The sequence below is a fragment of the Catenulispora acidiphila DSM 44928 genome, from assembly GCF_000024025.1.
GTDB classification, from domain to species: domain Bacteria; phylum Actinomycetota; class Actinomycetes; order Streptomycetales; family Catenulisporaceae; genus Catenulispora; species Catenulispora acidiphila.
Genome location: NC_013131.1, coordinates 6,369,352 through 6,393,980 on the forward strand (window position 1 = coordinate 6,369,352; position 24,629 = coordinate 6,393,980).

Sequence of the window (24,629 nt, forward strand, 5' to 3'; positions counted from 1 at the left end):
TCCGAACCGGTACTCAGCCGAGCGCCGGAACCTCGCGCAGGTACTCCGCCGGCACGGCGTCGGTCAGCCACACACCGTTCCCCGTCACGAAGAACGTGTAGCCCTCGGCGTGCATGCGCGCGGCGGCGACGGCCAAGACCGCCGGCTTGCCGTGCCGGGATCCGACCTTCACGGCCGTCTCCTTGTCCGGCGAGAGGTGCACCGCATGGCGTTTCATCGGGAGCAGCCCGTCGCGCCAGATCAGTGTGAGCGTGTTCTGCGCCGTCCCGTGGAACAGCACCTCCGGCGGCTCAGCCGTCGCATAGCCGAGTTCGACCGGTATCGAATGACCCTGACGGGCCCGGATGAGCGTCTCGGTCTCGTCGAATTCGAAGCGCTTCTTGGTGTTCTCGGCGACGACTTCTTCCAACTGGGCCCGGCTGAAAGCCTGCCCGCGCGCCGCCGCCTTGGCGAGCAGCTCGTCCACCCGCACCCACCCCGCGCCGTCCATCTCCAGGCCGATCGCCTCGGGGTGGTGGCGCAGCCAGCTCGACATCCGCTTCGACAAGCGGATCATGTTCTTCTCATTCATAACGCGACCAAGGTCCCGCACGCGCGGCGCAGATCGCAACAGAGTTTGAGATGAGCCACCGAGGGCGGCTACCGAACACCTGCCCGGTAAATGCATTCGGCTCCGGGCCCCGCCGGGAATGGGCGACGGGTTCCGGAGCCGAACGCTGTACGAGATGCCACCTTCTCGCCGCTAATACAGGCGTCGCGGTTCGCTCTGGCGTTACACCCCCTGCTGACCTGCGACGAAAGCACTCGCCGGGGAGGGCGGCCAGGGCCGGGCGGAGGCGGCGGCGCGCCGGTGGGACGCACCGAGTGGCCGGGGTATCCGTCGGGGCTGGGCGGCGCGGACGGAGGCGGGGGCGGTGTGGCGCGTCGCGGGTCGTCCGCACTCGCACGGTGAGGCTCCGCCTCCGCGAAGCACGGCTCGGCGCTCGCGAAGCACCGCTGCCAGCTCGCGACACGAAGCCTCCCGCCCGCGAAACAAGGCTCCGCCTCCGCGGGGCGAGGCTCCGACGGCGCGCTCTGCCCCGGAGTCCCGCCCGGCGAAACAGGCGGCACGGCGTCTGGTCGTCCCGTCGGGGTCTGCACGTCCGTCGTCCTTCGCCGAATGCTGATGGTTGTGCCCCGCCGCGGAAAGCAGCGGGGCACAGCCTGGAGGACCGGCCGGCAGGGATGGGTTCGGCCGGGCTCGCATGCCGCGATCCCTCTTGCGGGAAAAGGCGCGCCGCGCCCCGCTGCCGTTACTTCGGCAGGTCAGAGGGCTGCGTCAGCGGCCGCGGCGGGTCGGGTCGGGAACGTGGGCGTGCGCCGCGCTCGAGGAGCTGACCGCCGGCCCGAACGCCGCCCCGGCGCTGGAGGACGACGTACTCGCGGCGGGCTTGTGATCGTGCGAGGGCGAGGGCGGGGCGGACGTGGACGGCGCGGGCTGCGAGGTGCTCGCGGCGCCGGTCGGCTGCGGAACCGTGGGGGTCGGCGCCGCCGCGAGAACCTGCGCGCAGTACGCGTCGATCTTGTCCGCGCCGCCGGCCAGCGCGACGAGCTTGCGCCGGTCGTGCTCGCTGAGCCCGCCGTTGCCGTTGCCCTTCTTGTGTGTCGCGTACTCGCGGCACAGCGTCAGCGCCTCGGCGGCGTCCGAGGCGGAGGTGCTCGGCGCCGAGGAGTCCGCCGTGCCGGCCGGGGTGCCCGGCAGCAGACCGTCGCTGCTGGAGGGGTCTGCGGAGGCCTGGTCAGGGCTCTGCGAGCCGTGCGGTGCGCCCAGCTGTCCTGTCGACGGCCTCGACGACGCCCCCGGCACCTGCGAGGGCTGCGACGAGGACGCCATCGTCTGCCCGGCGCGCGACTCCGGATCCGGCTCGGGCACGCCGACGCCGCCGAGCATCTGGTGCGCGGCCCGCTGGATCGGCGAGGGCAGGACGTCGGCCTCGGCCGCGACCGCCACGCCGGTGACGGTCAGCGCCCCGGCGACGGCGGCGAGCTTCACGCCGATCAGCCGCCGCAACGGCACCGCGGCGCTGCGCCGGACCGGTGTCGCCCCGGCGTTCTCGAACGCCCTGCGCGCTGCTTCGTAACCCCGTAGCTCATGCGGCCACGGCGGCGCGGTCGCCGCGGCCAGGACCCGCGCCACCGCCCGCGTGTCCGCCGACGGCCCGAGGTCCGCGAGGAAGTCCACGCTGCTCACGGTCGTGCCACCTCCGTTGTCCCCCGAGCCTGCGTGCCCGTCCGGCCGGCGGGTCCCGTCCAGGGCCGCCGGACCTTCAGATCCCGCTGGGGCGTGCGCGCCGTTGGTGGCATCGCCGGCGCCGTCCCAGCCGGGCGAGTATGGCATCTGCGGTACCGATTCGGCGACGGCAGAATTTCCCGCAGTCGGAAGAGCCGCCGGACCAGGGACGGAAGGCTTGGAAGACGCAGAAGACGCAGAAGGCGCGGAAGACCGGTCACCGGTTCCGACACCGGACTGTCGATCCGGAGTGGGAATCGGTGCCGGAGCAAGACCCGCGGCCCGGAACGCCTCCAACAAGCGTTCCGCCTCATCGTCGCTGAGCTCAGCCATACTCCGCACCCTTCACCGTGCGCGAGCCCCGGCCGGCCCTGCCGCTCCCCGCGTCCCCGGTGCCCTCCATCCCCCCGCCGTCCCCCGTGTCGTGGCCGACGCCGTCGGCCTGTTGCTCGGCCAGGATCGCCGCGAGCCGCTTGAGCCCGCGCATCGCCGCGATCCGCACCGCGCCGTCGCGCTTGTCCAGCACCTTGGCGGTCTGCGCCACGTCCAGCCCGGCGACCACCCGCAGCAGCACCGCCTCGGCCTGGTCCTTGGGCAGCCGGGCTATCAGCCGCAAAGCGCGCTCGGTGTCCTCGCGCTCGGCGGCGGCCTGCTCGGTGTCGTCGGGCGCCGGCCAGTCGGTGACGTACTCGGCCACGTCCCCGTTGTCCTCCTTGCGGCGGGAGGTCTTGCGCAACTCGTCCAGGGCGCGGTGGCGCGCCACCCGGAACAGCCAGACGCGGAACCCCGCCGCGTCGCCACGATACCCGCGCACGTCCTTGGCTGCCTGGAGCCAGGTCTCGCTGGCCACGTCCTCGGCGGCGTCGCCGACCACGGCGCGCAGGTAGCGCAGCAGCGGCGGGTGCAGGCCGTGCCAAAGCTCTGCGAATCCCCTCTCCTCGCCGCGGCGGGCCGCGGCCAGGGCGGAATCCAGATCGCCCCAGGCCAAGCCGTACCCCTCCTCGAACCGTGCGTGCCCGCACCCTGTGTGCGCGAGCACCGCCGCCGCCACAGACCGCCCCTGCTACAGCTTGTCGCCGCCCGAACGATACACGTCCGGCGGCGCCGTCCTTGACCGGACGCGGCGACACGCCACCTGGAGGTATGGCGTTTCCTTGACGACAGTCATATGTTGGTGATGACCGTCCACAGACCACCGGGAGGACACCGATGAGCCCGTTCCGGGGTTCAGTCCCGTTCACCACTACGTGGGAGCACTTCCGCGTGGAGCACGCCGACGGGATCGCGACCGTCACCCTCGACCGCCCCGACAAGATCAACGCCTTGACCTTCGAGGCCTACGCCGACCTGCGCGACCTGCTCGCCGAGCTGCCGCACCGCGGCGACACCCGGGTCCTGGTGCTGCGCGGGGAGGGTCCGGGCTTCTGCTCCGGCGGCGACGTCAACGAGATCATCGGCGAGCTGCTGGCGATGCGCCCCGACGAGCACCTGGCCTTCACGCGCATGACCGGCGACGTGGTGCGCGCGCTGCGGGAGATCCCGATCCCGGTGATCGCCTCGATCCACGGCATCGCCGCCGGCGCGGGCTCGGTGCTGGCCCTGGCCGCCGACTTCCGGATCGTGGCGCGCTCGGCGCGCTTCGCGTTCCTGTTCACCAAGGTCGGGCTGTCCGGCTCCGACATGGGAGCGGCCTACCTGCTGCCGCGGATCGCCGGGCTGGGCAACGCCACCAAGCTGCTGATGCTCGGCGACACCGTCAAGGCGCCGGAGGCCGACAAGTACGGCCTGGTCAGCGAGCTGGTCGAGGACGAGGACCTGGAGGCGGCGACCACCGCGCTGGCCCGGCGGCTGGCCGACGGTCCGGCGCTGGCCTACGCGCAGACCAAGATGCTGCTGACCCGCGAGCTGGACATGGGCCTGTCGCCGTCGCTGGAGATGGACGCCGCGGTCCAGGCGCTGCTGATGAACACCCGCGACCACGCCGAGTTCCACCGCGCGTTCAACGCCAAGGAGACGCCGAAGTGGGAGGGCCGATGACCCCGCACGAGCTGGTGAACCCGCCGGAGCTGGCGCCGGCGGTCGGGTTCTCGCACGCCGTGGCGGCGGCGCCCGGCCGCACGGTCTACCTCGGCGGCCAGGCCGGGCTGCACCCGGACGGCACCGTGGACCCGACGTCCACGCTGGCCGAGCAGTTCGACCTGGCGCTGGCCAACATGGCCGCGACGCTGAGCGCCGCCGGCGCGGCGCCGGAGCACCTGGTCACCGTCACGGTGTTCGCCACCGACGCCGAGCAGTACCGCGCGAGCCTCAAGGAGCTCGGCGCGATCTGGCGCCGCCACCTGGGCAAGCACTACCCGGCGATGGCGTTCTTCGAAGTCAAGGGCCTGTTCGACCCGGCGGCGCTGGTGGAGCTGACCGGCGTCGCGGTGGTGCCGTGAGTCCGGGCGGCGCCGTGAGCCCCGGCGGCGCCCGGCGGATCGCGATCGTCGGCGGCGGTCCCGGCGGGCTGTACTTCGCGGCGCTGGCCAAGCAGCTGGACCCGGCGGCAGTCGTGGACGTCTGGGAGCGCAACGCCGCCGACGACACCTTCGGCTTCGGCGTGGTCTTCTCCGACGAGACGCTCGGCGGCATCGAGCACGCCGACGCCGAGATCCACGAGGCGATGGCCGCCGAGTTCGCCCGTTGGGACGACATCGACGTGCACTACCGCGGCAAGGTCGTGACCTCCGGCGGCCACGGCTTCGCGGCGCTGAGCCGGGTCCGCCTGCTGCAGATGCTCCAGCAGCGCTGCGCGGACCTGGGCATCGCGGTGCGCTATCTGACCCCGGCGCCGCCGACCGAGCAGCTGTCCGCCGAGTACGACCTGGTGGTCGCCGCCGACGGCGTGAACTCGGCGATCCGCACCAAGTACGCCGACGCCTTCCAGCCCTCGGTCCGCACCCACGACTGCCGCTACATGTGGCTCGGCACGGACCTGGTCTTCGACGCCTTCCGCTTCCAGGTCCAGCCGACGCCGTACGGCGTGATGCAGGTCCACGGCTACCCCTACGACGCGCACGGCTCGACGTTCATCGTGGAGATGCACGAGCGGGTCTGGCGCGCCGCCGGCTTCGACCGCTCGGCGGGGCGCGACTTCGCCCCCGGCGAGAGCGACCACGAGAGCATCGCGCAGATCGCGGACCTGTTCGCCGACATGCTCGACGGCCACCGGCTGATCGCCAACAACTCGCGCTGGCTCAGCTTCGCGACCGTCGCCACGGCGCACTGGTCGCACGGCAACATCGTGTTGCTCGGCGACGCCGCGCACACCGCGCACTTCTCGATCGGCTCCGGCACGAAGCTGGCGATGGAGGACGCGTTGGCGTTGGCGGCGTGCCTGCACGAGAACCCGGACACCGCCTCGGCGCTGGCGGCGTACGAGGCGGAGCGGCGGCCGGTCGTCGCCTCCACGCAGCGCGCCGCGGCAGCCTCCCTGCGCTGGTTCGAGGACCTGGGCCGCTACACCGAGCAGGAGCCGCTGCAGTTCGCGTTCAACCTGCTCACACGCTCGCGCCGGGTCACCTACGACAACCTCAAGCTGCGCGACCCGGAGTTCGTCGCGGAGGTGAACGGCGACGCCACGCCCCCGATGTTCCGGCCGTTCCGCCTGCGCGAGCTGACGCTGAAGAACCGCGTCATCGTCTCGCCGATGGACATGTACTCGGCGCACGGCGACGGCATGCCGAACGACTTCCACCTCGTCCACCTGGGCTCCAAGGCGCTCGGCGGCGCCGGGCTGGTGATGACCGAGATGGTCTGCGTCTCCGCCGACGGCCGGATCACGCCGGGCTGCACCGGGATGTACACCGAAGAGCAGGAGGCCGGGTGGCGGCGGATCGTGGACTTCGTCCACGCGCAGTCCACCGCGGCCATCGGGCTCCAGCTGGGGCACTCGGGCCGCAAGGGCTCGACGAAGCTGATGTGGGAGGGCATCGACGAGCCGCTGCCGGACGGGAACTGGCCGGTGGTCGGGCCCTCGCCACTGCCGTACAAGCCCGGGGTGAATCAGGTCCCGCACGAGCTCACCGTCCCGGAGCTGGCCGCGGTCAAGGCCGAGTTCGCCGCCGCCGCCGAACGCGGCGTCCGCGCCGGCTTCGACCTGCTGGAGCTGCACTGCGCCCACGGCTACCTGCTCTCCAGCTTCCTGTCGCCGCTGACCAACCAGCGCACCGACGAGTACGGAGGCTCGCTGGAGAACCGCCTGCGCTTCCCGCTGGAGGTCTTCGACGCGGTACGCGCCGTCTGGCCCGCCGAGCGCCCGATGACCGTCCGCGTGTCGGCGACCGACTGGGTCCCCGGCGGCGTGGACGGCGCGGAATCGGTCCAGATCGCCCAAGCCTTCGCCACCCACGCCGCCGACGCCATCGACGTCTCCACCGGCCAGGTCACCCCCACCGAGCAACCGGAATACGGACGCTCATACCAAACCCCCTACGCCGACCGCATCCGCCACGAAGCAGGCATCGCCACCATCGCCGTCGGAGCCATCTCCTCCTACGACGACGTGAACTCGATCCTCCTAGCCGGCCGCGCAGACCTCTGCGCCCTAGGCCGCACGCACCTGTACGACCCCCAGTGGACCCTCCACGCAGCCGCCGACCAGGACTACACCGGCCCAGCCGCCGCCTGGCCCAACCCCTTCCGCGCCGGCGCCCGCAAACCGGCATCAGGCCGCACCGACGGCCCGCGCCCCCGCCTGGAGCTGATCCGAGAGGGGATCGAGGGGACAGCGCACGCTCGGTGGCGGCCGGGTGAGCGGTCTGGCGGGTAGGCAATGCGTAACGCCGAAGCGCCCACCACAGTCATGAGGTGAGCGCCTTAAGCATCAGCCACCTGATAGCTACCTGGACACCACGCTCTTCACGTAGCTCAGCCCGCGTCCGCGCAGGCGGTCGTGCAGTCCGAAGAAGATGTCCGCGGCCTGTGTTCCCTGCCAGTCCTGCGGCAACAGCTCCGGCGGCAGGCCGGGGTCGCGGTAGGGCATGCGGCGCCAGGCGTCCAAGGCGCGCAGGTAGGTCGCGAATGCGTCGGCGTCGTCGGCGGAATCGGTGTCCGTGTCGGTGGCGAGGAACTGCGCGGAGAACTCCGCGTAGCCGGCCTGCACCGCGCCGAGGTCCCACCAGCGTGCTGCCGAGTCGCGCAGGTCGGCGTAGGCGAGGTAGTCGGCGTGGAAGAGGTCTACGTAGGCCGCAAGCTCCAGCCGCTCGAGGGTGTGCCGGGCTTCTTCGGCCAGGTGGGAGGGGGCGATCCAGACGCCGGGGGCGGTGGTGCCGAAGCCGAGGCGGGACAGGCGCGAGCGCAGGAGGTGGCGGCGGTGGCGCTCGGTTTCGGGTACTGAGAACACCGCGAGGACCCAGCCGTCGGACAGCTGCACGTCCTGGCGCAGGTAGATGCGGCGGTCGCCGTCGGCGAGGATCTCCTCGGCCTCGGGGGACAGCGAGTAGCCGGCGACGCCGTCGGCCTGGCGTGCCTGCAGGAAGCCGCGCTGCTTCTGGCGGGACACCGCGGAGCGGACGGCTGGGGCGTCCACGCCGAGTCGGCCCAGGAGGGTGACCAGGTCCGCGACCGCGATCCAGCCGCCGAGTTCGCGGCCGTAGGCGCCGAAGAAGGACACGATCAAGGACCGGGGCGTGGGCGCCTTCATGGCGGTGGCCTCGGCTGACGCGCCTTCGGTCTTCGACAGTGCGCTCACTGGCTGCTGTTTCTCCCTGGCGGAGTCGGTCGCTGTGTCGGCAGCAAGATACCGCGCCGGTCGGCGCGGCTCAGAGCAGATCTCGGAGCTTGAACCGCTGGAGCTTGCCGGTGTTGGTGCGCGGCAGCGCGGGGACGAAGTGCACGGCGCGCGGGTACTTGTACGGCGCGATGCGTGCCTTCACGAACTCCTGCAGCTCCTTGACAGTCGCCTCCCCGGTCGCCGCCTCCGGCCGCAGCACCACGAACGCCGTCACCAGCTGCCCGCGATCCGCGTCCGGCATGCCGATGACGCCAGCTTCCAGCACCGAGGGATGCCGCAGCAGCGCGTTCTCCACCTCCGGACCGGCGATGTTGTAGCCGGAGGAGATGATCATGTCATCGGAGCGCGCCTGGTACCAGAAATAGCCGTCCGCGTCGCGGATGTAGGTGTCGCCGGTGTAGTTCCAGCCGTGGCGCACATACGTGCTCTGCCTCTCGTCGGCGAGGTAGCGGCAGCCGACCGGGCCGCGCACCGCCAGCAGCCCCGGTTCGCCGTCCGGGACCGGGTTCCCCTCGGCGTCCAGGATCACGGCCTCCCAGCCGGGCACCGGACGGCCGGTGGAGCCGGGGCGGATGTCGTCGTCGGCAGCCGAGATGAAGATGTGCAGCAGCTCCGTGGCGCCGATGCCGTCGATGATCTTGACGCCGGTCGCGGCGTGCCAGGCGCGCCAGGTCTCCCCCGGCAGCGCCTCGCCCGCCGAGACGCAGCGTCGCAGCGTGCTCAGACGCGTGTCGCCGCCTCCCTCGCCGCTGCCGCCGCTGCTGCTGTCGCCATCCCCGCTCCGGGAGTCCGACTCCAGCATCGCGAGCATGGCGCGGTAGGCGGTCGGCGCCGTGAACAGCACGCTGACGCCGTGCTTCTCGATCGCACCGAGCAGCGCCTCCGGGCTGCCCCGCTCGAGCAGCACCGTCGAGGCGCCGACGTGCAGCGGGAAGATGACCAGGCCGCCGAGCCCGAAGGTGAAGCCCAGCGGCGGGCTACCGGTGAAGACGTCGTCGGGCCGGGCCCGCAGGACATGTTCGGCGAAGGTGTCGGCGATCGCCAGGACGTCGCGGTGGAAGTGCAGGCAGCCCTTGGGGCGGCCGGTGGTCCCGGAGGTGAAGGCGATCATCGCGACGTCGTCCTGCGACGTCCGCACCGTGTCGAACTCCCCCGCCGCGACCCGGGAGCAGCGCTCGACCAGGTCCTCGGGTCCCTTGCCGCCGACGGTGAGGACCCGCATGCCCGCCACGCCGGCCAGCGACGCCTGCTCGTCGCACCCCGGCGCGCACAGCGCCACGCTCACCTGCGCGATCTCGGCGACGGTCGCGATCTCCTCGCTGCGCAGCAGCGGCACGACGGTCACCACCACGCCGCCGGCCTTGAGCACGCCGAACCAGCACGCCACGGTCCAGGGACTGTTCGGGCCGCAGATCAGGACCCGGTTGCCGGGCACGACGCCGAGCTCGGCGGTCAGGACGTGCGCGATCTGGTCGCTGTGCCGGTCCAGGTCGCCGTAGGTCCAGGTCTCGGCGTTGGAGATCAGGCATTTGCGGTCCGGCCCATAGGCGGCGATCGCGGTGTCGAGCAGGTGGCCGGCGCAGTTCAGCTGATCGGGATAGTGCAGTCCGTCGAGGTCGAAGCGCAGCTCGGGCCACCGGTCCGCGGCGGGCAGGCGGTCGCGGGCGAAGCTGTCGACGTGCGCTGACGGGAGCAGGTCCATCGGGTCCTCCGGGACTCCGTGGTGCTGGCTTGATCTGGCGTTTTCTAGCGGGTGCGGCAAGGAGGCAGCCGAGCTCGGCGCGCTGTTCACGGCGGTGGATTTCAAGCGTACGACTTCTGTGACGGCAGTCAAGATTTTGTTACATTGACTCCTATGGAATCCGGACCCCAGTTCCGCCTGACCCCGGCCCAGTCAGCTTTCTGCGCCCAGGTCCGCGCCCTCGCCGAGACCGACCTCGCCCCGCTGGCCGCCGCCGGCGCCCCCGGGCACGTCAACCGCCCCCTGCTGGCCGCCATGGGCCGGCACGGGCTGCTGGCGCGCCTGTTCCCCGGCGGCGCGGACGGCCGCGCCGAGGCCGCCGCCTTGGACCTGTGCCTGCTGCGGGAGTCGCTCGCGCAGGTGTCGACCGAAGCCGAGACCGCCCTGGCTCTGCAGGGACTCGGCACATATCCGGTGGTGCAGAGCGGGACGCAGGAACAGATCGCGCACTGGCTGCCGAAGGTGGTGGCCGGCGAGGCGGTCGCGGCGTTCGCGCTGTCGGAGCCGGGGAGCGGGTCGGACGCGGCGTCGCTGTCGCTGGCGGCGACGCCGGCGGGCTCGGGTTCCGGATCTGGCGCCGCTCCCGGCTCCGGCTCCGAATCCAGCGAGGGCTGGACGCTGAACGGCGAGAAGATCTGGATCTCCAACGCCCCCGAAGCCGACTTCTACAGCGTCTTCGCCCGCACGACCCCCGACGCGGGAGCCCGAGGCGTCACGGCCTTCCTGGTCCCGGCCGACCGCCCCGGCGTCGGCGGCGAGCACCTGGACATGATCTCCCCGCACCCCATCGGCCGCGTCACCTTCGACAACGTCCCGGTCACCCGCGCCGACCTGCTCGGCGACGTCGACCAGGGCTTCCGCGTCGCCATGCGCACCCTGGACCTGTTCCGCCCCAGCGTCGGCGCCTTCGCCGTCGGCATGGCCCAGGCCGCGCTCGACGCCTCCATCACCCACGCCGGCCGGCGCGAAGCCTTCGGCGGCGTCCTGAAAGACCTCCAGGCGGTCTCCCACAACCTGGCCGAAATGGCCACCCGCACCGAAGCCGCCCGCCTCCTCGTCTACAGCGCCGCCGAGGCCTACGACAGCGGCGAGAAGCGCATCGCCGGCCGCTCAGCGATGGCCAAGCTCTTCGCCACCGAGACCGCGCAGTTCGTCATCGACGCCGCCGTCCAGATCCACGGCGCCCTCGCCCTCCAACAAGGCCACCTGCTCGAGCACCTCTACCGCGAGGTACGCGCGCCGCGGATCTACGAAGGCGCCTCCGAGGTGCAGCGGACGATCATCGGGCGCGAGCTGTATCGGAGCTAGGCGCTGACAGCTGCATGGCGAAGCGACGGCAGACGTGGACCCGCGAGAACTCTTCTCGCATGCGCTGCTCGTCGGCGAGCTTCCCGTGCAGGAAGAGGATCATCGGTTTCAGGCCGGGTCTGGGCGTGGCGACAGCTCGCTTCGGCTCGGCGGGCTCGGTGTAGTGGTTGGCGTAGACGTGCAAGTAGTGGTCGCTCTCGGCGAAGCCCATGGCGCGATACCAGTCCAAGGTTCCCGGATCGTCGCGGGTCCAGGCGTCGAGGGTGGTCGCCGACGCGGCGGCGGCCCGCGCGGTCGCAGCGGCGAGCAGCGCCCGGCCGAGCCCGCGCCGCCGGTGATCGGGATGCACCGCGACGGTCTCGATGGTCGCCAGCCCGTCCTCGACCGCGACGTCCATGACCGCGGCCATCGCGCCGTGCTCGTCGGCGGCGACCAGTGCGAAGCCCGGAGCGGCCACTGGCGGCTTGGCCCGCCACACGTCGTCGAAGTACGCGGTGTCCAGGAACGCGAGGACTCGGCAGCGCAGCCAGGACGTCTCGTCGGCGGGTGCGTACTCCCGGATGGTGTAGCTCGACATAGCGAATCCCCCATGCTTCTCAACACTTCTCACCCCCGCCGCTCGCTGATCCGCAGCTGCCGCTGACATTCGTCGAGCAGGTCAGGGTACGTCTTCGCGATCGCCTCCAGCGCGCGGCGGCGGAGGAGCTTCTCGGCGGCGGCGCGGCCGATCTGGCCGAACAGGCCTTCCAGCATCGAGTCGTAGTGCGTCAAGTGGTGGCGGAGGTAGTTGACCTTCCAGCGGTTCAGAGTATTGCTGTCGGCTTTGGCGGCGTCGATCGAATTGCGGGGTTCGCGGTGGCGGACGGCGCGGTCGGCCAGGACGTCGGGCGCCAAGCGGGGGATCGGGATCTCGTCGGCGGCCATGAGGCGGAGCACCTCCACGCGCCGGCGGTCCGCGGCCTGCTTGCTGATCGCGGATCTTCGGGCGGCGAGATCGCGGCGGGGGGCGAAGGTCGGGGCGCGTTCGGCGGCTTGGACGCGGGCCAGGGCGAACAGCAGGGTCGGGGCGGCGCGGCGGAAGCGCGGGACGAACTCGGTCCGGTCGGGGCGGCCCAGGAAGTCGCGGATCATCGCCGGGGTCCAGCCGCGGGCGGCGAGCTGCGTGGCGTTGAGATAGCTGGTGGTGGTGCGCGGAGCCATGGTGGCGCCCCCTTTCTCCTGTCCCCTCAGGAATGTGAAGGCACCAGGATGATTGGGGGCGAATAGTGCGGGCAAGTCAGAATGCGGATGATTCACCCGGTCGGCGGCATCGCTCGGCGTGTCGCGGCCTGGAACAACCCGGGTCCGCCGTGCGTTCACCGATCATGAGCGTCTTCTTCGACATGTTCGCCCCGAGCCGGCGCCACCTCGAGGAGGAGCGGAACCGGCTCGAGTGGACCCGCGACGAGGAGGGCGAGGGCGACCCGCACCGCGGCCCGATCGACCTGGACAGCGGCGTGGTGAGCATCAAGACCGCCGGCCCGGACCCCGACCCGAACCTCGAGCCGGACCCCGAGCCGACTGAAACACCGCAGGTCAGCGAGACGCCGCAGGCCGGCGCAGCACCGCAGGTCACCAAGCCAGCAGCATCGGGAACGCCCCGCAGCGAGCCATAGCCTCCAGCTCGTCCAGCGAGGCGACGGCCTGCGCCGCGGTCTCCGGCTCCCGCTCGGTCAGCCCGCTCTCGGCGAACTCGTCCTCGTCCAGGCGCAGGATCTGCGTGGTGTCGCCGGACAGCCACAGATCCAGGTCCAGGTCGCCGATGACCAGGCTCGGGCCTTCGCCGTCGCTGCCGCCCCCGCCGTCGCTGCCGCCCCCGCCGTCCCCGGCGCGCACCGTCGGCGGCCGGGTCACGTCGCAATACCAGCCCTTGACCGCGCCGGAGGCGTCACGGACCTCCTTGATGGAGTACCACCGCGAGCGCCAGTAGTGCTCGGTCCAGACGTCGCCGGGCTCGAACACCGTGAAGCCCATATCGCGCGCGCCGGTGTCCGAAGCCCAGGGCCCGACGACCACGATGTGCTCGCCGTCGTCGTGCCGGACCACGACCGGATACTCGACATCCGGCCGCGGCGTCTTCACCAGCCGAACGGTGATGGAAGTGTTTAGCTTCAGTAAGGAGTTTTCGTTGCTCACGTCATTCCTCATATCCCAAACCGGTTCCAACGAGGTCAATGTAAGTACCGGTCCTCAGCGAGGGTCGGTAACTTACGCCACGGTAGGTTAGGGTCCTCCTGTGGCCGAACGCGAATACGTATACCCCCCGGTTATCCGGGCGATGATGGGTGCTTTCCGAGCGCTCGACCTGAAGGTCGACGTGCGCGGAGCCGACCGGATCCCGCGCAGCGGCGGGGCGGTGCTGGCCAGCAACCACATCAGCTACCTGGACTTCATCTTCGCCGGGGCGGCCGCACTGCCCTCGCGCCGCCGCGTGCGGTTCATGGCCAAGAAAGAAGTCTTCGACAACCGGATCTCCGGACCGTTGATGCGCGGTATGCGGCACATCCCGGTGGACCGGGAAGCCGGTTTGTCGTCTTACCGCCAAGCGCTGGCCAACCTGAAGTCCGGCGAAGTCGTCGGCGTCTTCGGCGAGGCGACGATCAGCCGGTCCTTCATGATCAAGGATCTGAAGAACGGCGCGGTGCGCATGGCACAGGCCGCCGACGTCCCGCTGATCCCGGTGGTGCTGTGGGGCACGCAGCGCATGTGGACCAAGGGCCGCCCGAAGAACCTGCTCCAGCGGCACGTGCCGATCACCGTGCTCGTCGGCGAGCCGATGTACCCCAAGAAGGGTCAGAACTCGAACGACCTGACCGCCGAGCTGCACGCGCGCCTGAGCGCCCTGCTCGACGAGGCGCAGTCGACCTACCCGGACAAGCCCTCGGGCCCGGCGGACTCCTGGTGGCTGCCGGCACACCTCGGCGGCACCGCGCCGACGCTGGAAGAGGCGGCGGAGATGGACGCGCGCGACCGCGAGGAGAAGGACGGCGCGAAGGACAGCGCGAAGGACGGCGCGAAGGACGGCGACGCCAAGCCGGAGCAGGCTGCCGCGCCGGCGCCCGCCACGGAGACCGTCGCTGCCAAGGACGCTGGCGCTGACGCCAACGCCGACGCTCCCGAGGAAGCAGTCGTCGCCGCGGAGACCACCCCTGCCGAGGACACCGCCGACGACGCCTGAGCCCCGCCCCCTCGACGACCGCGCGAGCCGGCGGAACCGCTGAATCCAGCTACCGTCGGCACCCGTCCCGTCACCCAGTAAAGTTTCCTTTGACGTGCCGTGACCTGGCACTTTACCGTCAACGCATGGACTTCCCGCCGCACGACGACGCGCCGCCGCTGGCCTCCCCCCTGGCCGGCGTCGTGGCCGCGTTCATGCCGCGCCTCGCCGAGTTCGCCTTCGACCCCGGCCTGCTCGCGGCGATCGACCAGCACGCGGCGGCGGTCTGCGACACGCTCAACAGCGACACCCTCGGCGCCGACCTGCCCGAAGTGCTCATCCCCGCGCAGCGCACGGTCGGCCGCGAGGAGCTGACCGACTACGTGCTCGGCTTCAGCGACGTGCTGGCCGAGAAGGGCTGGGAGGAGCCGGTCGGCTACGACTTCGCCACCCTGCGCCTGACCGCCATCTGCTGGCTGGTGCGGGAACAGGACCTGCTCGCGTTCTGACGCCGGGCACGACACCCCTGCGCACGACCGCTCCCCTAGCCGAACCGTGCCGCGTCGGGGAGGATCAAGCATGCGATCTCGTCGTTCAGGCATGTGGTGGGGCACCGCGATCGAAGCACCCGACCCCTCCGCCCTCGCACGCTTCTACTCCGAGCTGCTGGACTGGCCGATCGGCCACGAGGAGCCCGGCACCGCCATCCTCGCCCCGGCACCCGAGGGCCCGTACTTCGTCTTCCAGCAAGCCGACGGCTTCCGCCCGCCGGTCTGGCCGCCGGTCGAGGGCGAGCAGCGGCCGATGGTCCACTTCGACTTCCAGGTCGGCGACCTGGACGAGGCGGTCGCCGAAGCCCTCGCGCTGGGCGCCACCCTCGCCTCCCACCAGCCGCAGGACAACGTGCGGGTGCTCCTGGACCCGGCCGGGCATCCGTTCTGCCTGTGCTACGACGGCGACGACCTGCCCTAGAGCTGATCAGCCCTAGAGCCTTCCAGCCTTCCAGCCCCACCCCGGAGGACCGCGCACGCGGCATCCTCCGGCGCGGCCTCGGCGATCCCGCTGCGCAGCGGAAAACGCCAGGGCGCGGATCCGATCCCGTCGGACCCGCACCCCGGCCTCACCGCGTCAGCCCGTTCCTGACGGGGTGAAGAGGTCACGCTGTCGTGCCGGGCTCCCGGCCGTACGGCGTGTTCGTCTGGGTGGTGCGCTGCACGTCGGTGGGCTGCCCGGTGCGGGCGTCGGTACGGCCCTTCTGGTAGGCCAGCGCGTTCTGCTGCACCGAGGCCTGCACCCGCGTGGTCTCCGACTCGGCCTTGGTCAGCATGCGCTCCCAGCGGGACCGCATCGGCTGGATCAGGCCGCCGCCGACGCCGACGATGGCGATGCCGGCCATGGTGAGCAGGACCGCGTTCATGATCGGTCCCAGGACGAAGGTCGCGACCCCGATCTGGGCCAGCGCCGCGATGGCGCCGAAGAACGCGATGAAGCCCCACGCCATCCAGCCCAGCACCTTGCCGTAGGAGGCGGCGGACAGGATGTTGGTCACGAACTCGCGCGCGACGTTCGCCAGCCACATCGCCACCACGACGATGATCAGCGCGACGATCGCCTTGGGGATCCAGGCCACCACGCTGTGGATCATGTCGCTGATCGGGTTCGGCCCGAAGACGCCCAACGCCAGCTGCAGGACGACCAGCAGCAGCCCGTAGTAGACGACCTTCACCAGGATCGCGGTGGTGTCCCACTTGGAGTTCGCCAGGACCCGGCCGGCGCCGGCCCGCTCGGCCATCCGCTCCACACCAGCGCGGCGCAGTACCGCGTCCAGCGCCTTGGCGACGGCCTTGCAGATCAGCCAGCCGATCACCATGATGACGGCGAACGCCAGCAGCTTCGGAATGATGTTCGCCACTGAGGACCAGGCGTTCGAAATGCCCTGGCCCCAGTTAACCGATACAGCCAGTCTCGGTCCCATGTGGGTTCCTCCAACTTGGTGGTGACGGGGCGCATCCCCACATCGTTGGTAACACCCGTATTTTGACGCCGCACGTCAGCTGTGCGTTCGTGGTACTCCGGTCAGGTGGCTGGAGCGTTGACGGCCCGCGCGTATGTTCGAGGCCTCCGATCGCCTCAGAAGGCGTGCTGCAGGAACTGCTTCAAGTCCGGTCCGACCTGAGCCGCGAACGGCAGCGAGGCGTCGGCGTAGTCGGACGCGGGGTTCGGCGTGCCGCTGATCAGCTGGTAGAGATGGTTGGCGTTCGCGACCTCGTCGTGAACGACCGCGCTGTCGCCTTGGAGCGCGGCGAGCAGTGGAGCGGTGTCGGCGTCGGTCACCTGCGTGTCCTTGGTTCCGTGCAGGACGAGGACGGGCATCGACGGTCCGAGGCTCTTGGCGAGCGCCGCCGGATCCTGCTGGTCTTCGTCGTGCAGGATCGGGACGTTGGTCCGCGACAGGAGCGCGGCGACGCTCTTGTCGTCCAGCTGGGTGGTCACCGGGTTGCCGGCGCGGATGCTCGCGAAGGCGGTGTTCAGCTGCTGGGTGAGGACGTTCGCCTCGTCGTGGGTGATCGTTCCGGCTGCGGCTTGAGCCTGGTAGCCGGCGGTGTACTGCTGGTCCAGCAGGTCGATGAAGCGGAGACCGACCGTGGAGGCGAGGATCAGCGCGTGCGGGGCGGGGGGAGCGTGCAGGGCGGGCGGAGCGGGCTGGGTGCCGGCACCGCTGCCGCTGCCGCTGCCGCTGCCAGTCGCCTTCAGCTTGTTCGTGAGCCAGAGTGCGTACAAGCCGCCTTCGCTGTGGCCGAGGATGATCAGCTTGTGCGGGTCCACGCCGGGCTGCGCGGCGAGGGTGCGGTAGGCGTCGAGCGCTTCATTGCCATAGAGGTCGAAGGTGATGCCTTGGCCGGTGGTGTGGGTGGCCAGTCCGGTCTGGCCGCTGCCGAGCTTGTCGTAGCGCAGGGAGCTCACGCCGTCGGCGGCCAGTTCCTGCGCGAAGTGCTGGTAGGTGTTGCCTTTGACGAGCTGCGCGTCGTCGCCGTTGCGGTCGGTGGCGCCGCTGCCGGCGATGATGAGGACGGCTGCGCCGGGGTTCTGCGTGCCTTCGGCCGGCTGGAAGGTCGCGGAGATCTTGTCCGCACCGCTGGTGAAGGTGAGGTTGTGGGGCGCGGGCGCGGGCGCGGCGCCTGCCTGCTTCACCGACCCCGCGGAGCTGCACGCGGCGAGGAGCAACGCGGCGGCTCCGATGGCCGCGGCGGCTTGGACGGCGTGGACCGCGTGGACGGCACGGTACGTGCGGTGGGTACGCATGGTGCCCCCTGATCCCTGATCCCTGCGTGTTCGGCGTCAGATGCGTGACACCAGCATGCCCCCGGAAGGGAGGAAGGCGGTCAGTTCCGGCGCAGGAATCATGGAGCTACTCGACGATCGGGCTCCGCCGCTCGAGGAGCACCACGTCGCGCCACACTCCGGCGGCCGTCTTGCCGATCCGTTCCTGGCGTCCGAGGACGCGGAAGCCGTGGCGCTCGTGCAGGGCGAGGCTCGCGGTGTTCTCCGGGAAGATCCCGGCGTTGATCGTCCAGACACCCGCCGCCTCGGTCGAGGCGATGAGGGCGCTGAGCAGGCGGTTGCCGACCCCGCGACCCCGAGCTGCGGGATCGACGTAGACGGAGATCTCGACGACGCCTGCGTAGCACGCGCGTTTCGAATTGGCCGACACGACGACGTACCCCAGAACCGCTGGCTTCGCGGGGTCCAGCGCGACGAAGCGATGCTCGGGCAGCTTCCCGGCATCGAAGACGTCCCAGCTCGGCGCAGCGGTCTCGAAGGTGGCGTTGCCCTCGTCGATCCCGTGTTGGTAGATGCGCAGGACGTCGTCCGCGTGTGCGGCCGTCATCGGGGCGATCACGATGGACGGAGTCATGATCGTAGGCTAGAGGCGCACGGTTTCCCCAATGTTTCGGCGGAAAATCGAGCGGCGCACCAAGCCCGTCCACATCTACCCTGCCGACCATGGAAACGCACGGACGCTTTCTGAACGTAGTCGACGTGGAGGCCACCTGCTGGTCCGGCAAACAACCGGCGGACCAGGTCTCCGAGATCATCGAGATCGGCTTGACCATCGTAGACGTCCACAAGCGCGTCCGCCTCGCAAAGCACCAGATCATGGTGCGTCCGGAGCGCTCGACAGTGAGCGAGTTCTGCACCGGGCTCACCGGACTGACGCAGGCACAGGTCGACACCGGAGTGACCTTCGCAGAAGCCTGCGACCAGCTCCGCCGCCAGCACTACGCAGACTCCCGACCATGGGCAAGCTGGGGCGACTACGACCGCAAGCAGTTCCTCCGTCAATGCGACGCCACCACCGTGCGCTACCCCTTCTCCTCACTACACACCAACGCCAAGCAGCAGTTCGCCCAAGCCAACGGCTGGACGAAGGGAGTCGGCATGCACCACGCACTGGAGATCGCCCAGCTACCCCTGGAGGGCCGCCACCACTGCGGCGCCGACGACGCATGGAACATCGCAGCCCTGATACTCCAGTTGATGACAAGCCACACCTGGCCGGAGGCACCATGACCGACGAGCAGATCCTCAACGGCGGACTCGCGAACCAGGGACAGGTCGTCCGACGCGGCGACTCCGTCGAGCGCCCCGCTCCCCCGCACGCCGCCGCTCTCCATGCCTACCTGCGCGCGCTGCATGACGCCGGGTTCACCGGTGTGCCGGAGCCGAGGGATCTGCGCGGGGAGCGCGAAGTGCTGAGCTTCGTGCCGGGGGACGTGGCGGTTCCGCCGTATCCGCAATGGTCGCGGGGCGAGGCCGAGCTGGCGTCGGTGGGGCGGATGCTGCGGCGGATGCATGACGTGGCCGCGACCGTGCCGATCCCCGACGCCAAGTGGCCCACCGAGTTCACCGATCCTGAAGCCGGGAGCGGACAGAACCTCGTGCTCTGCCACAACGACGCCTGCCTGGAGAACATCGTCTTCCGCGACGGCGAGGCGGTGGCGCTGATCGACTTCGACTTCGCAGCGCCTGGGCGGCCGTTGTGGGATCTAGCGATGTGCGCGTTCTACTGGGTACCGATGCTTCCGGAGGCGATCGCCGCCGTCGAAGACTTCGACGGGATGGACAGCGCGGCTCGGCTGCGGATTCTGGCCGATGCATACGGGCTCGACGATGCCGAGCGCCGAGCGTTGCTGAAGCAGTTCCCCGTGATCGTCGCCGTGATGCAGCAGTTCATGAGGGGACGCGTCGCCGCCGGCGATCCGGTCTTCACCGAGGTCGACGCACAGCGCGATCCGTTGCGCTACACCAAGATCCTGGCCTGGCTTGAGGACCAGGACGCACACTTCCTCACAGCGCTAGGCGTGCAGGGGTAGGTCCCGCGACCAGACCAGCCCGCTACATCAGGACATCAGTCATCGAACACATTCCAGCAGATCGCACTCCGAGCCCGCTGGTCATCAAGCACCAGCTCGCGCAGCTCCGCCGGAATCCGCTCCCGCTGCCAGTCCCGCTCCTTCAGCCGCGCTGCCTCCGCCTCGTCGGCGGGTGCCGCTGCGACCGCCGCGCGGATCGCGTACGCCGCCGCGCCGAGGTCGTGGGCTGCGACGTGTGCGACGGCTACGGCTTGGCCGGCGGCGAGGGCGGCGAACTTTGCCGGGGCGGGGCGGCCCTTGGCGGCGGCGTTGGCTGTGAAGGCTGTGTTATGGGCGTCGGTCATGCGGGCTTCGCCGCGGATCCAGGCTCGGCCGACGGCGATGGCTTCGCGGGGGCGGGGGTCGTGCGGCTGGTCTTGTTCGAACAGGGGCAGGACGTGTTCGGCGCATTGGGCGGCCCACTCGGCGAGCTGCTGGTGGTGCTCGTCGGTCAGCGTTCCGCCGCGCCGGACGGTGATCAGTCGGGGGTCGCGTTCGGAAGGCAGGATCATGCGCTTCATCTTGGCCGTTCTAGGACCGCAGTGCGCGCTCCAGGTCCGCGTACAGGTCCTCCGGGTCCTCCAGTCCGACCGATACGCGCAGGACCGCGGCGTGTGGCTTGGCGTCGGCGGCGACCGGGCGGTGGGTGAGGGAGGCCGGGTGCTGGATCAGCGTGTCGACGCCGCCGAGGGAGACGGCGTGTGTGATCAGGCGAACCGAGTCCGCCACGCGCGCGGCCGCCTCATAGCCGCCACGGACCGCCATGGCGAACACCGCACCGGGCCCGGACATCTGGCGGCCGATGAGGTGCTGCGGGTCGCACTCGGGCAGCCCGGGGTAGTGGACGCGCTCCACCGCCGGGTTCGCCAGGAGGCGGTCGACCAGCTTCTCAGCGTTCTGCGACTGGTGGCGGACGCGCAGCGGCAGCGTCTGCAGACCGCGGTGCAGCAGGTAGGACGAGAGCGGGTGCAGGACCGATCCGGTGATGGCGCGGATCGGGCGCAGGCGCTCGGCCCAGGCGTCGGTGGTGGCGACCACGCCGGCCAGCACGTCGCCGTGGCCGCCGAGGTACTTGGTGGCGCTGTGGACGACCAGGGTCGCGCCGAAGTCCGCGGGCTTCTGCAGGATCGGCGTCGCGAAGGTGTTGTCCACCAGCAGCGGGACGCCGCCGCACTGCTCGGCGACGCGCGCCAGGTCCAGCAGCTCCAGCGTCGGGTTGGCCGGCGTCTCCAGGATCACCAGGCCGGTGTCCGGGCGGCGCGCGGCGGCGATGCCGTCGGCGGCGGCCCAGGTGACCTCGGTGCCGAGCAGGCCGCTGGCCAGCAGGTGGTCGCTGCCGCCGTACAGCGGACGCACCGCGACCACGTGCCGCTTGCCCTCGGCGGCCGCGGCCAGCAGGCAGGCGGTGATCGCGGCCATGCCGGAGGCGAACGCGACGGCGGCCTGCGTGTTCTCCATCCGCGCCAGCGCCTCCTCGAAGCGCGCGGTCGTCGGGTTCCACAGCCGCTGATAGACGTGGCTGCCGCCGCTGATCGGGGTGCCGCCGGTGGCGAGCGTCTCGTAGCTGTCGCCGCCGAGGCCGACGTTCGGCAGCGGGTTGGTCGTCGACAGATCGATCGGCGGGACGTGGACGCCGAGGGCGGCCAGGTCGTCCCGTCCGGCGTGGACGGCGATGGTGTCGGGCAGTGCGGAGGCGGGCAGCATGCGGTCATTGTTGAAGATACAGCGGTGGGATGGAAAGTATCGCGAACAAGATTCTGTATGGTGCGGCCCGATTGTTGAGAGATTCAGTGTTACCGGTGATACTGAGCGCCATGCCGAATGATGTGCGAGCCGCTCGACCGGTCCTGGACGACACCGACCGGGCGATCCTGGCCGTGCTGTCCGCCGACGCGCGCACCCCGAACAACGCGATCGCCGAAGCGGTGGGGATCGCGCCGTCCACGTGTCTGGCCCGGATCCGGACGCTGCGCGAGCGCGGCGTGATCCGCGGGTTCCACGCCGACATCGATCCGACGGCGCTGGGGCGCGGACTCCAGGCGATGATCGCGGTGCGGCTGCGGGCCCACACGCGGGAGCGAGTGCAGGAGTTCATGCGGGACGTGCCCGGGCTGCCGGACGTCGTCGGGGTCTGGCACGTCGCCGGCGCCGACGACTACCTGCTGCACATCGCGGTCGCCGACTCCGACGCGCTGCGCGACTTCGTCCTGGAGCACCTGACCACGCACCCGGCGGTCGGGCACACCGAGACCAGTCTGATCTTCGGCCACCTGCGCGGCGCGGTCGGCGCCACGGCGCCGGTAACCGATCAAACCCCTATCGGCCCACTACCGTCCGAGCGTTAGAGTCGAGGGTGTGACCATCGAGAATCCCTTTTTCCCGGCCAGCACCCTGCCCTACGAGCTGCCGCCGTTCGCCGCCATCCGGGAGGAGCACTACACCCCGGCGTTCGACGCCGGGTTCGCCGAGCACCTGGCCGAGATCAAGGCGATCGCCGAGAACCCGGAGCCGGCGACGTTCGAGAACACGATCGTCGCCATGGAGCGCGCCGGCGCGCTCCTGCGCCGGGTCGCCGCGGTCTTCTTCGCGCAGACCTCCTCCGACACCACCGACGGCATCCAGGACATCGAGCAGGACGTCATCCCGCGCCTGGCCGCCCACTCGGACGCGATCACCCTGGACGCGGCGCTGTTCGCGCGCATCGACGACCTCTACGAGCGCCGCGCGGATCTCGGGCTGAGCGAGGTCGAGGTACGCCTGTTGGAGAAGCACCACCTGAACTTCGTGCTCGGCGGCGCGAAGCTCTCCGCCGCCGACAAGGACCGCCTCAAGGAGCTCAACGAGCAGCTCGCCGCGCTGTCCACGGACTTCGACCGGAACCTGCTGGCCGCGAACAAGGCCGGACAGCAGGTCTTCGACTCCGCCGAGCAGCTGGCCGGGCTGTCGGCGGACGCGGTCGCGGCGGCGAAGGAGAACGGCGAGGCGGTCGGGCTGCCCGGCAAGTACGTCATCTCCCTGAAGAACTTCTCGAACCAGACGCAGCTGGCCTTCCTGGACGACCGCGAGGCGCGGCACGCACTGCTGACCGCGTCGCTGGAGCGCGCTTGGGACACCAACGGCCCGATCGCCGTGCAGATCGCGAAGCTGCGGGCCGAGCGCGCGGCGCTGCTGGGCTACAGCTCCTACGCCGAGTACGCGGTGCAGGACCGGACGGCCCAGAGCACCGAGGCGGTCGAGGACCTGATGTCGCGGCTGATCCCGGCTGCGGTGGCGAACGCCGCCAAGGAGGCCAAGGCGTTGCGCGCGCATCTGCCGGCCGGGCAGAGCCTGGAGGCGTGGGACTGGACGTACTACTCGGAAAAGGTGCGCCTGGCCGAGTACGACGTCGACTCCGAGGCGCTGCGGCCGTATCTGGAGCTGGACCGCGTGCTGATCAACGGCGTGTTCCACGCCGCGGAGCTGGTGTACGGGATCACCTTCAAGGCTCGTCCGGACCTGGTCGCCTACCACCCGGACGTGCGCATCTGGGAAGTGTTCAACACCGACGGCTCCGGCATCGGACTGTTCCTCGGCGACTTCTACGCGCGCGGCTCCAAGCGCGGCGGCGCGTGGATGACGAACTACGTGGACCAGTCCGGTCTGCTCGGCCAGGCGCCGGTCGTGGTGAACAACCTGAACCTCGCCAAGCCGCCGGCCGGCGAGCCCACGCTGTTGACGTGGGACGAGGTCCGCACACTGTTCCACGAGTTCGGACACGCCCTGCACGGCCTGTTCTCCGACGTGGAGCACCCGACCTTCTCCGGCACGAACACGCCGCGCGACTTCGTTGAGTACCCGTCCCAGGTGAACGAGATGTGGGCGGAATGGCCGGAAGTACTGGCGAACTACGCTAAGCATTACCGCACTGGCGAGCCGGTCCCGGCGGAACTGCTGGAGCGCATGGCCGAGGCGGAGAAGTTCGGGCAGGGCTTCGCCACCGTGGAGATCCTCGGCGCGGTGATGCTGGACTGGGCTTGGCACAAGCTGGCAGCCGGCGAGGACCCGGGCGACGCCAAGGAGTTCGAGGCCGCCGCGCTGACGCACTACGGACTGCTGGTTCCCGAGATCCCGTCGCGGTACCGCACCAGCTACTTCGCGCACATCTGGGGCAACGACTACAGCGCCGGGTACTACTCGTACCTGTGGAGCGAGGTCCTGGACAAGGACACGGTCGACTGGTTCAAGGACGGCGCGGCGCAGGGCCGGACGATCCGCGAGAGCGGCGAGGCGTTCCGGCGTGCGGTGCTCTCGCGCGGCGGGAGCGTGGATCTGATGGCGGCGTTCGCGCAGTTCCGGGGGCGCGCGCCGGAGGTCGGTCCGATGCTGCGGGCCCGAGGGCTCGAGGGCTGAGGTTCCCCCAGACATTCGTGGACCGCGCCGGGCACCCTTTGCCTGGCGCGGTCCGCGCATTACGCCAACTTCAGCTTGAACCCCACATGTGAGGGCACGAATCCCAGCCGCTCGTAGAACCGGTGCGCATCGGCACGCGCCGCGTTCGACGTCAGCTGCACCTGTCCGCAGCCGGCTTGCCGCGCCTCATCGATCGCCCAGCGCATCATCTGCGTGCCGAGCCCGCTGCCGCGCTCGCTGGTGACGACGCGCACGCTCTCGATCATGGCGCGCTTCAGACCGCGCTGCGCCACGCCGGGGATGAAGGTGAGCTGGAACGTCCCGACAGCGGCGCCGGCGCGCTCGGCGACGATCAGGCGCTGGTTCGGGTCGGCTTCGAGCTCTGCGAAGGCCGCGAGATAGGGCGTCAGGTCCTCGGGGTCCTCGCGTGTGGAGCCGAGCTTGTCGTCGGCGAGCATGGCGACGATCGCGGGCAGGTCGGCGGCGGTGGCGTCGCGAAGGATCAAGGACTCGCTCATAGATCGGCACTGTAGCTGGCA

General features: G+C 70.6%; 25 protein-coding genes and 1 pseudogene. 12 read left to right on the plus strand and 14 right to left on the minus strand.

From position 1 onward, the window contains the following. Window positions 1–13 precede the first annotated feature (13 nt). From CACI_RS27315 to CACI_RS27325, 3 genes are all read right to left on the minus strand, one after another. The gene (locus tag CACI_RS27315) at window positions 14–571 is read right to left on the minus strand and encodes an RNA 2'-phosphotransferase (RefSeq protein ID WP_041540489.1); all 558 of its coding nucleotides are present in this window, start codon (window positions 569–571) and stop codon (window positions 14–16) included. Window positions 572–1,318: 747 nt separating this feature from the next. Beyond that, window positions 1,319–2,377: a hypothetical protein gene (locus tag CACI_RS27320; RefSeq protein ID WP_015794106.1), complete on the minus strand. Its 1,059-nt coding sequence runs from the start codon at window positions 2,375–2,377 to the stop codon at window positions 1,319–1,321. A 217-nt stretch (window positions 2,378–2,594) separates the two neighbouring features. Beyond that, on the minus strand, window positions 2,595–3,308 hold the full coding sequence (locus CACI_RS27325; RefSeq protein WP_223297249.1) for an RNA polymerase sigma factor: 714 nt from the start codon (window positions 3,306–3,308) through the stop codon (window positions 2,595–2,597). 170 nt (window positions 3,309–3,478) lie between these two features. On the opposite strand from CACI_RS27325, the gene CACI_RS27330 reads away from it, so the two are divergent. From CACI_RS27330 to CACI_RS27340, 3 genes are read left to right on the plus strand one after another with little or no spacing between them, the layout of a single operon-like run. Continuing rightward, a complete protein-coding gene (locus tag CACI_RS27330) occupies window positions 3,479–4,306 on the plus strand; it encodes an enoyl-CoA hydratase family protein (RefSeq protein ID WP_015794108.1) in 828 nt (275 codons plus the stop codon). Next, window positions 4,303–4,707 (plus strand): RidA family protein, encoded by a 405-nt coding sequence (locus CACI_RS27335; protein WP_015794109.1) that lies wholly within the window; start codon window positions 4,303–4,305, stop codon window positions 4,705–4,707. Before CACI_RS27330 ends, CACI_RS27335 begins: the two co-directional genes overlap by 4 nt. Continuing rightward, window positions 4,704–7,079, plus strand: a complete 2,376-nt coding sequence (locus CACI_RS27340; RefSeq protein WP_015794110.1) for a bifunctional salicylyl-CoA 5-hydroxylase/oxidoreductase — start codon at window positions 4,704–4,706, stop codon at window positions 7,077–7,079. The genes CACI_RS27335 and CACI_RS27340 overlap by 4 nt, the downstream gene beginning before the upstream one ends. Before the next feature lie 69 nt (window positions 7,080–7,148). Here CACI_RS27340 and CACI_RS27345 read toward each other — a convergent pair whose 3' ends face one another. Beyond that, window positions 7,149–7,952 (minus strand): PaaX family transcriptional regulator, encoded by an 804-nt coding sequence (locus CACI_RS27345; protein ID WP_015794111.1) that lies wholly within the window; start codon window positions 7,950–7,952, stop codon window positions 7,149–7,151. A 118-nt stretch (window positions 7,953–8,070) separates the two neighbouring features. Then, window positions 8,071–9,744, minus strand: coding sequence for an AMP-binding protein (locus tag CACI_RS27350; RefSeq protein WP_015794112.1), 1,674 nt, complete (start codon window positions 9,742–9,744; stop codon window positions 8,071–8,073). Window positions 9,745–9,897: 153 nt separating this feature from the next. On the opposite strand from CACI_RS27350, the gene CACI_RS27355 reads away from it, so the two are divergent. After that, the gene (locus CACI_RS27355; protein WP_015794113.1) at window positions 9,898–11,091 is read left to right on the plus strand and encodes an acyl-CoA dehydrogenase family protein; all 1,194 of its coding nucleotides are present in this window, start codon (window positions 9,898–9,900) and stop codon (window positions 11,089–11,091) included. Here the strand turns inward: CACI_RS27355 and CACI_RS27360 are convergent. Beyond that, window positions 11,063–11,668: a GNAT family N-acetyltransferase gene (locus tag CACI_RS27360; protein WP_015794114.1), complete on the minus strand. Its 606-nt coding sequence runs from the start codon at window positions 11,666–11,668 to the stop codon at window positions 11,063–11,065. The two genes, CACI_RS27355 and CACI_RS27360, sit on opposite strands and share 29 nt — an antisense overlap. A gap of 29 nt (window positions 11,669–11,697) precedes the next feature. After that, entirely contained in the window at window positions 11,698–12,291 is a 594-nt protein-coding gene (locus CACI_RS27365; RefSeq protein ID WP_015794115.1) for a hypothetical protein, read from the minus strand. A 164-nt stretch (window positions 12,292–12,455) separates the two neighbouring features. Between CACI_RS27365 and CACI_RS27370 the strand changes: the two genes are divergently transcribed. Then, on the plus strand, window positions 12,456–12,746 hold the full coding sequence (locus CACI_RS27370) for a DUF6191 domain-containing protein (protein ID WP_015794116.1): 291 nt from the start codon (window positions 12,456–12,458) through the stop codon (window positions 12,744–12,746). On the opposite strand, the gene CACI_RS27375 is transcribed toward CACI_RS27370, so the two are convergent. After that, window positions 12,703–13,278 carry a DUF402 domain-containing protein gene (locus CACI_RS27375; RefSeq protein ID WP_143765415.1) on the minus strand — a complete coding sequence of 192 codons (576 nt, stop codon included), beginning with the start codon at window positions 13,276–13,278 and terminating at the stop codon, window positions 12,703–12,705. The genes CACI_RS27370 and CACI_RS27375 overlap by 44 nt on opposite strands. A 130-nt stretch (window positions 13,279–13,408) precedes the next feature. Between CACI_RS27375 and CACI_RS27380 the strand changes: the two are divergent. From CACI_RS27380 to CACI_RS27390, 3 genes and pseudogenes are all read left to right on the plus strand, one after another. Further along, window positions 13,409–14,098: pseudogene (locus CACI_RS27380) on the plus strand (lysophospholipid acyltransferase family protein); the annotation flags it as partial. Between the two features lie 335 nt (window positions 14,099–14,433). Next, the gene (locus CACI_RS27385; protein ID WP_015794119.1) at window positions 14,434–14,796 is read left to right on the plus strand and encodes a DUF6401 family natural product biosynthesis protein; all 363 of its coding nucleotides are present in this window, start codon (window positions 14,434–14,436) and stop codon (window positions 14,794–14,796) included. Between the two features lie 70 nt (window positions 14,797–14,866). Continuing rightward, complete coding sequence (locus tag CACI_RS27390) at window positions 14,867–15,259, plus strand: VOC family protein (protein ID WP_015794120.1); 393 nt, start codon at window positions 14,867–14,869, stop codon at window positions 15,257–15,259. 184 nt (window positions 15,260–15,443) lie between these two features. On the opposite strand, the gene CACI_RS27395 is transcribed toward CACI_RS27390, so the two are convergent. The 3 genes from CACI_RS27395 to CACI_RS27405 all read right to left on the minus strand — a co-directional run bounded on the left by CACI_RS27395 (window position 15,444) and on the right by CACI_RS27405 (window position 18,203). Further along, window positions 15,444–16,262 carry a mechanosensitive ion channel family protein gene (locus CACI_RS27395; RefSeq protein ID WP_015794121.1) on the minus strand — a complete coding sequence of 273 codons (819 nt, stop codon included), beginning with the start codon at window positions 16,260–16,262 and terminating at the stop codon, window positions 15,444–15,446. 155 nt (window positions 16,263–16,417) lie between these two features. Beyond that, window positions 16,418–17,590: an alpha/beta hydrolase gene (locus CACI_RS27400; protein ID WP_015794122.1), complete on the minus strand. Its 1,173-nt coding sequence runs from the start codon at window positions 17,588–17,590 to the stop codon at window positions 16,418–16,420. A 106-nt stretch (window positions 17,591–17,696) separates the two neighbouring features. Continuing rightward, window positions 17,697–18,203 carry a GNAT family N-acetyltransferase gene (locus tag CACI_RS27405; protein ID WP_015794123.1) on the minus strand — a complete coding sequence of 169 codons (507 nt, stop codon included), beginning with the start codon at window positions 18,201–18,203 and terminating at the stop codon, window positions 17,697–17,699. An 89-nt stretch (window positions 18,204–18,292) separates the two neighbouring features. On the opposite strand from CACI_RS27405, the gene CACI_RS27410 reads away from it, so the two are divergent. Further along, a complete protein-coding gene (locus CACI_RS27410; protein WP_015794124.1) occupies window positions 18,293–18,859 on the plus strand; it encodes a 3'-5' exonuclease in 567 nt (188 codons plus the stop codon). After that, complete coding sequence (locus tag CACI_RS27415) at window positions 18,856–19,662, plus strand: phosphotransferase enzyme family protein (RefSeq protein WP_015794125.1); 807 nt, start codon at window positions 18,856–18,858, stop codon at window positions 19,660–19,662. Before CACI_RS27410 ends, CACI_RS27415 begins: the two co-directional genes overlap by 4 nt. A 35-nt stretch (window positions 19,663–19,697) precedes the next feature. Here CACI_RS27415 and CACI_RS27420 read toward each other — a convergent pair whose 3' ends face one another. Further along, window positions 19,698–20,222, minus strand: coding sequence for a putative immunity protein (locus tag CACI_RS27420; RefSeq protein WP_015794126.1), 525 nt, complete (start codon window positions 20,220–20,222; stop codon window positions 19,698–19,700). 10 nt (window positions 20,223–20,232) lie between these two features. Continuing rightward, window positions 20,233–21,405 carry a trans-sulfuration enzyme family protein gene (locus CACI_RS27425; RefSeq protein WP_015794127.1) on the minus strand — a complete coding sequence of 391 codons (1,173 nt, stop codon included), beginning with the start codon at window positions 21,403–21,405 and terminating at the stop codon, window positions 20,233–20,235. Window positions 21,406–21,515: 110 nt separating this feature from the next. Between CACI_RS27425 and CACI_RS27430 the strand changes: the two genes are divergently transcribed. Both CACI_RS27430 and CACI_RS27435 read left to right on the plus strand, forming a co-directional pair. Further along, a complete protein-coding gene (locus CACI_RS27430; RefSeq protein ID WP_049871724.1) occupies window positions 21,516–22,046 on the plus strand; it encodes an Lrp/AsnC family transcriptional regulator in 531 nt (176 codons plus the stop codon). A 10-nt stretch (window positions 22,047–22,056) separates the two neighbouring features. Continuing rightward, entirely contained in the window at window positions 22,057–24,090 is a 2,034-nt protein-coding gene (locus tag CACI_RS27435) for a M3 family metallopeptidase (protein ID WP_015794129.1), read from the plus strand. 59 nt (window positions 24,091–24,149) lie between these two features. Here the strand turns inward: CACI_RS27435 and CACI_RS27440 are convergent, their stop codons facing one another. Then, window positions 24,150–24,608, minus strand: a complete 459-nt coding sequence (locus CACI_RS27440; protein WP_015794130.1) for a GNAT family N-acetyltransferase — start codon at window positions 24,606–24,608, stop codon at window positions 24,150–24,152. Between the last annotated feature and the right edge of the window lie 21 nt (window positions 24,609–24,629).

What these genes read in the sequence shown, in the direction of transcription:
- CACI_RS27370 (WP_015794116.1), top strand. Translation starts at nt 12,456, where the DNA reads ATGAGCGTCTTCTTCGACATGTTCGCCCCGAGCCGGCGCCACCTCGAG.
- CACI_RS27420 (WP_015794126.1), bottom strand. Translation starts at nt 20,222, where the DNA reads ATGAAGCGCATGATCCTGCCTTCCGAACGCGACCCCCGACTGATCACC.
- CACI_RS27335 (WP_015794109.1), top strand. Translation starts at nt 4,303, where the DNA reads ATGACCCCGCACGAGCTGGTGAACCCGCCGGAGCTGGCGCCGGCGGTC.
- CACI_RS27390 (WP_015794120.1), top strand. Translation starts at nt 14,867, where the DNA reads ATGCGATCTCGTCGTTCAGGCATGTGGTGGGGCACCGCGATCGAAGCA.
- CACI_RS27430 (WP_049871724.1), top strand. Translation starts at nt 21,516, where the DNA reads ATGCCGAATGATGTGCGAGCCGCTCGACCGGTCCTGGACGACACCGAC.
- CACI_RS27350 (WP_015794112.1), bottom strand. Translation starts at nt 9,744, where the DNA reads ATGGACCTGCTCCCGTCAGCGCACGTCGACAGCTTCGCCCGCGACCGC.
- CACI_RS27355 (WP_015794113.1), top strand. Translation starts at nt 9,898, where the DNA reads ATGGAATCCGGACCCCAGTTCCGCCTGACCCCGGCCCAGTCAGCTTTC.
- CACI_RS27410 (WP_015794124.1), top strand. Translation starts at nt 18,293, where the DNA reads ATGGAAACGCACGGACGCTTTCTGAACGTAGTCGACGTGGAGGCCACC.
- CACI_RS27415 (WP_015794125.1), top strand. Translation starts at nt 18,856, where the DNA reads ATGACCGACGAGCAGATCCTCAACGGCGGACTCGCGAACCAGGGACAG.
- CACI_RS27315 (WP_041540489.1), bottom strand. Translation starts at nt 571, where the DNA reads ATGAATGAGAAGAACATGATCCGCTTGTCGAAGCGGATGTCGAGCTGG.
- CACI_RS27365 (WP_015794115.1), bottom strand. Translation starts at nt 12,291, where the DNA reads ATGGCTCCGCGCACCACCACCAGCTATCTCAACGCCACGCAGCTCGCC.
- CACI_RS27330 (WP_015794108.1), top strand. Translation starts at nt 3,479, where the DNA reads ATGAGCCCGTTCCGGGGTTCAGTCCCGTTCACCACTACGTGGGAGCAC.
- CACI_RS27425 (WP_015794127.1), bottom strand. Translation starts at nt 21,405, where the DNA reads ATGCTGCCCGCCTCCGCACTGCCCGACACCATCGCCGTCCACGCCGGA.
- CACI_RS27320 (WP_015794106.1), bottom strand. Translation starts at nt 2,377, where the DNA reads ATGCCATACTCGCCCGGCTGGGACGGCGCCGGCGATGCCACCAACGGC.
- CACI_RS27360 (WP_015794114.1), bottom strand. Translation starts at nt 11,668, where the DNA reads ATGTCGAGCTACACCATCCGGGAGTACGCACCCGCCGACGAGACGTCC.
- CACI_RS27440 (WP_015794130.1), bottom strand. Translation starts at nt 24,608, where the DNA reads ATGAGCGAGTCCTTGATCCTTCGCGACGCCACCGCCGCCGACCTGCCC.
- CACI_RS27400 (WP_015794122.1), bottom strand. Translation starts at nt 17,590, where the DNA reads ATGCGTACCCACCGCACGTACCGTGCCGTCCACGCGGTCCACGCCGTC.
- CACI_RS27385 (WP_015794119.1), top strand. Translation starts at nt 14,434, where the DNA reads ATGGACTTCCCGCCGCACGACGACGCGCCGCCGCTGGCCTCCCCCCTG.
- CACI_RS27345 (WP_015794111.1), bottom strand. Translation starts at nt 7,952, where the DNA reads ATGAAGGCGCCCACGCCCCGGTCCTTGATCGTGTCCTTCTTCGGCGCC.
- CACI_RS27405 (WP_015794123.1), bottom strand. Translation starts at nt 18,203, where the DNA reads ATGACTCCGTCCATCGTGATCGCCCCGATGACGGCCGCACACGCGGAC.
- CACI_RS27395 (WP_015794121.1), bottom strand. Translation starts at nt 16,262, where the DNA reads ATGGGACCGAGACTGGCTGTATCGGTTAACTGGGGCCAGGGCATTTCG.
- CACI_RS27375 (WP_143765415.1), bottom strand. Translation starts at nt 13,278, where the DNA reads ATGAGGAATGACGTGAGCAACGAAAACTCCTTACTGAAGCTAAACACT.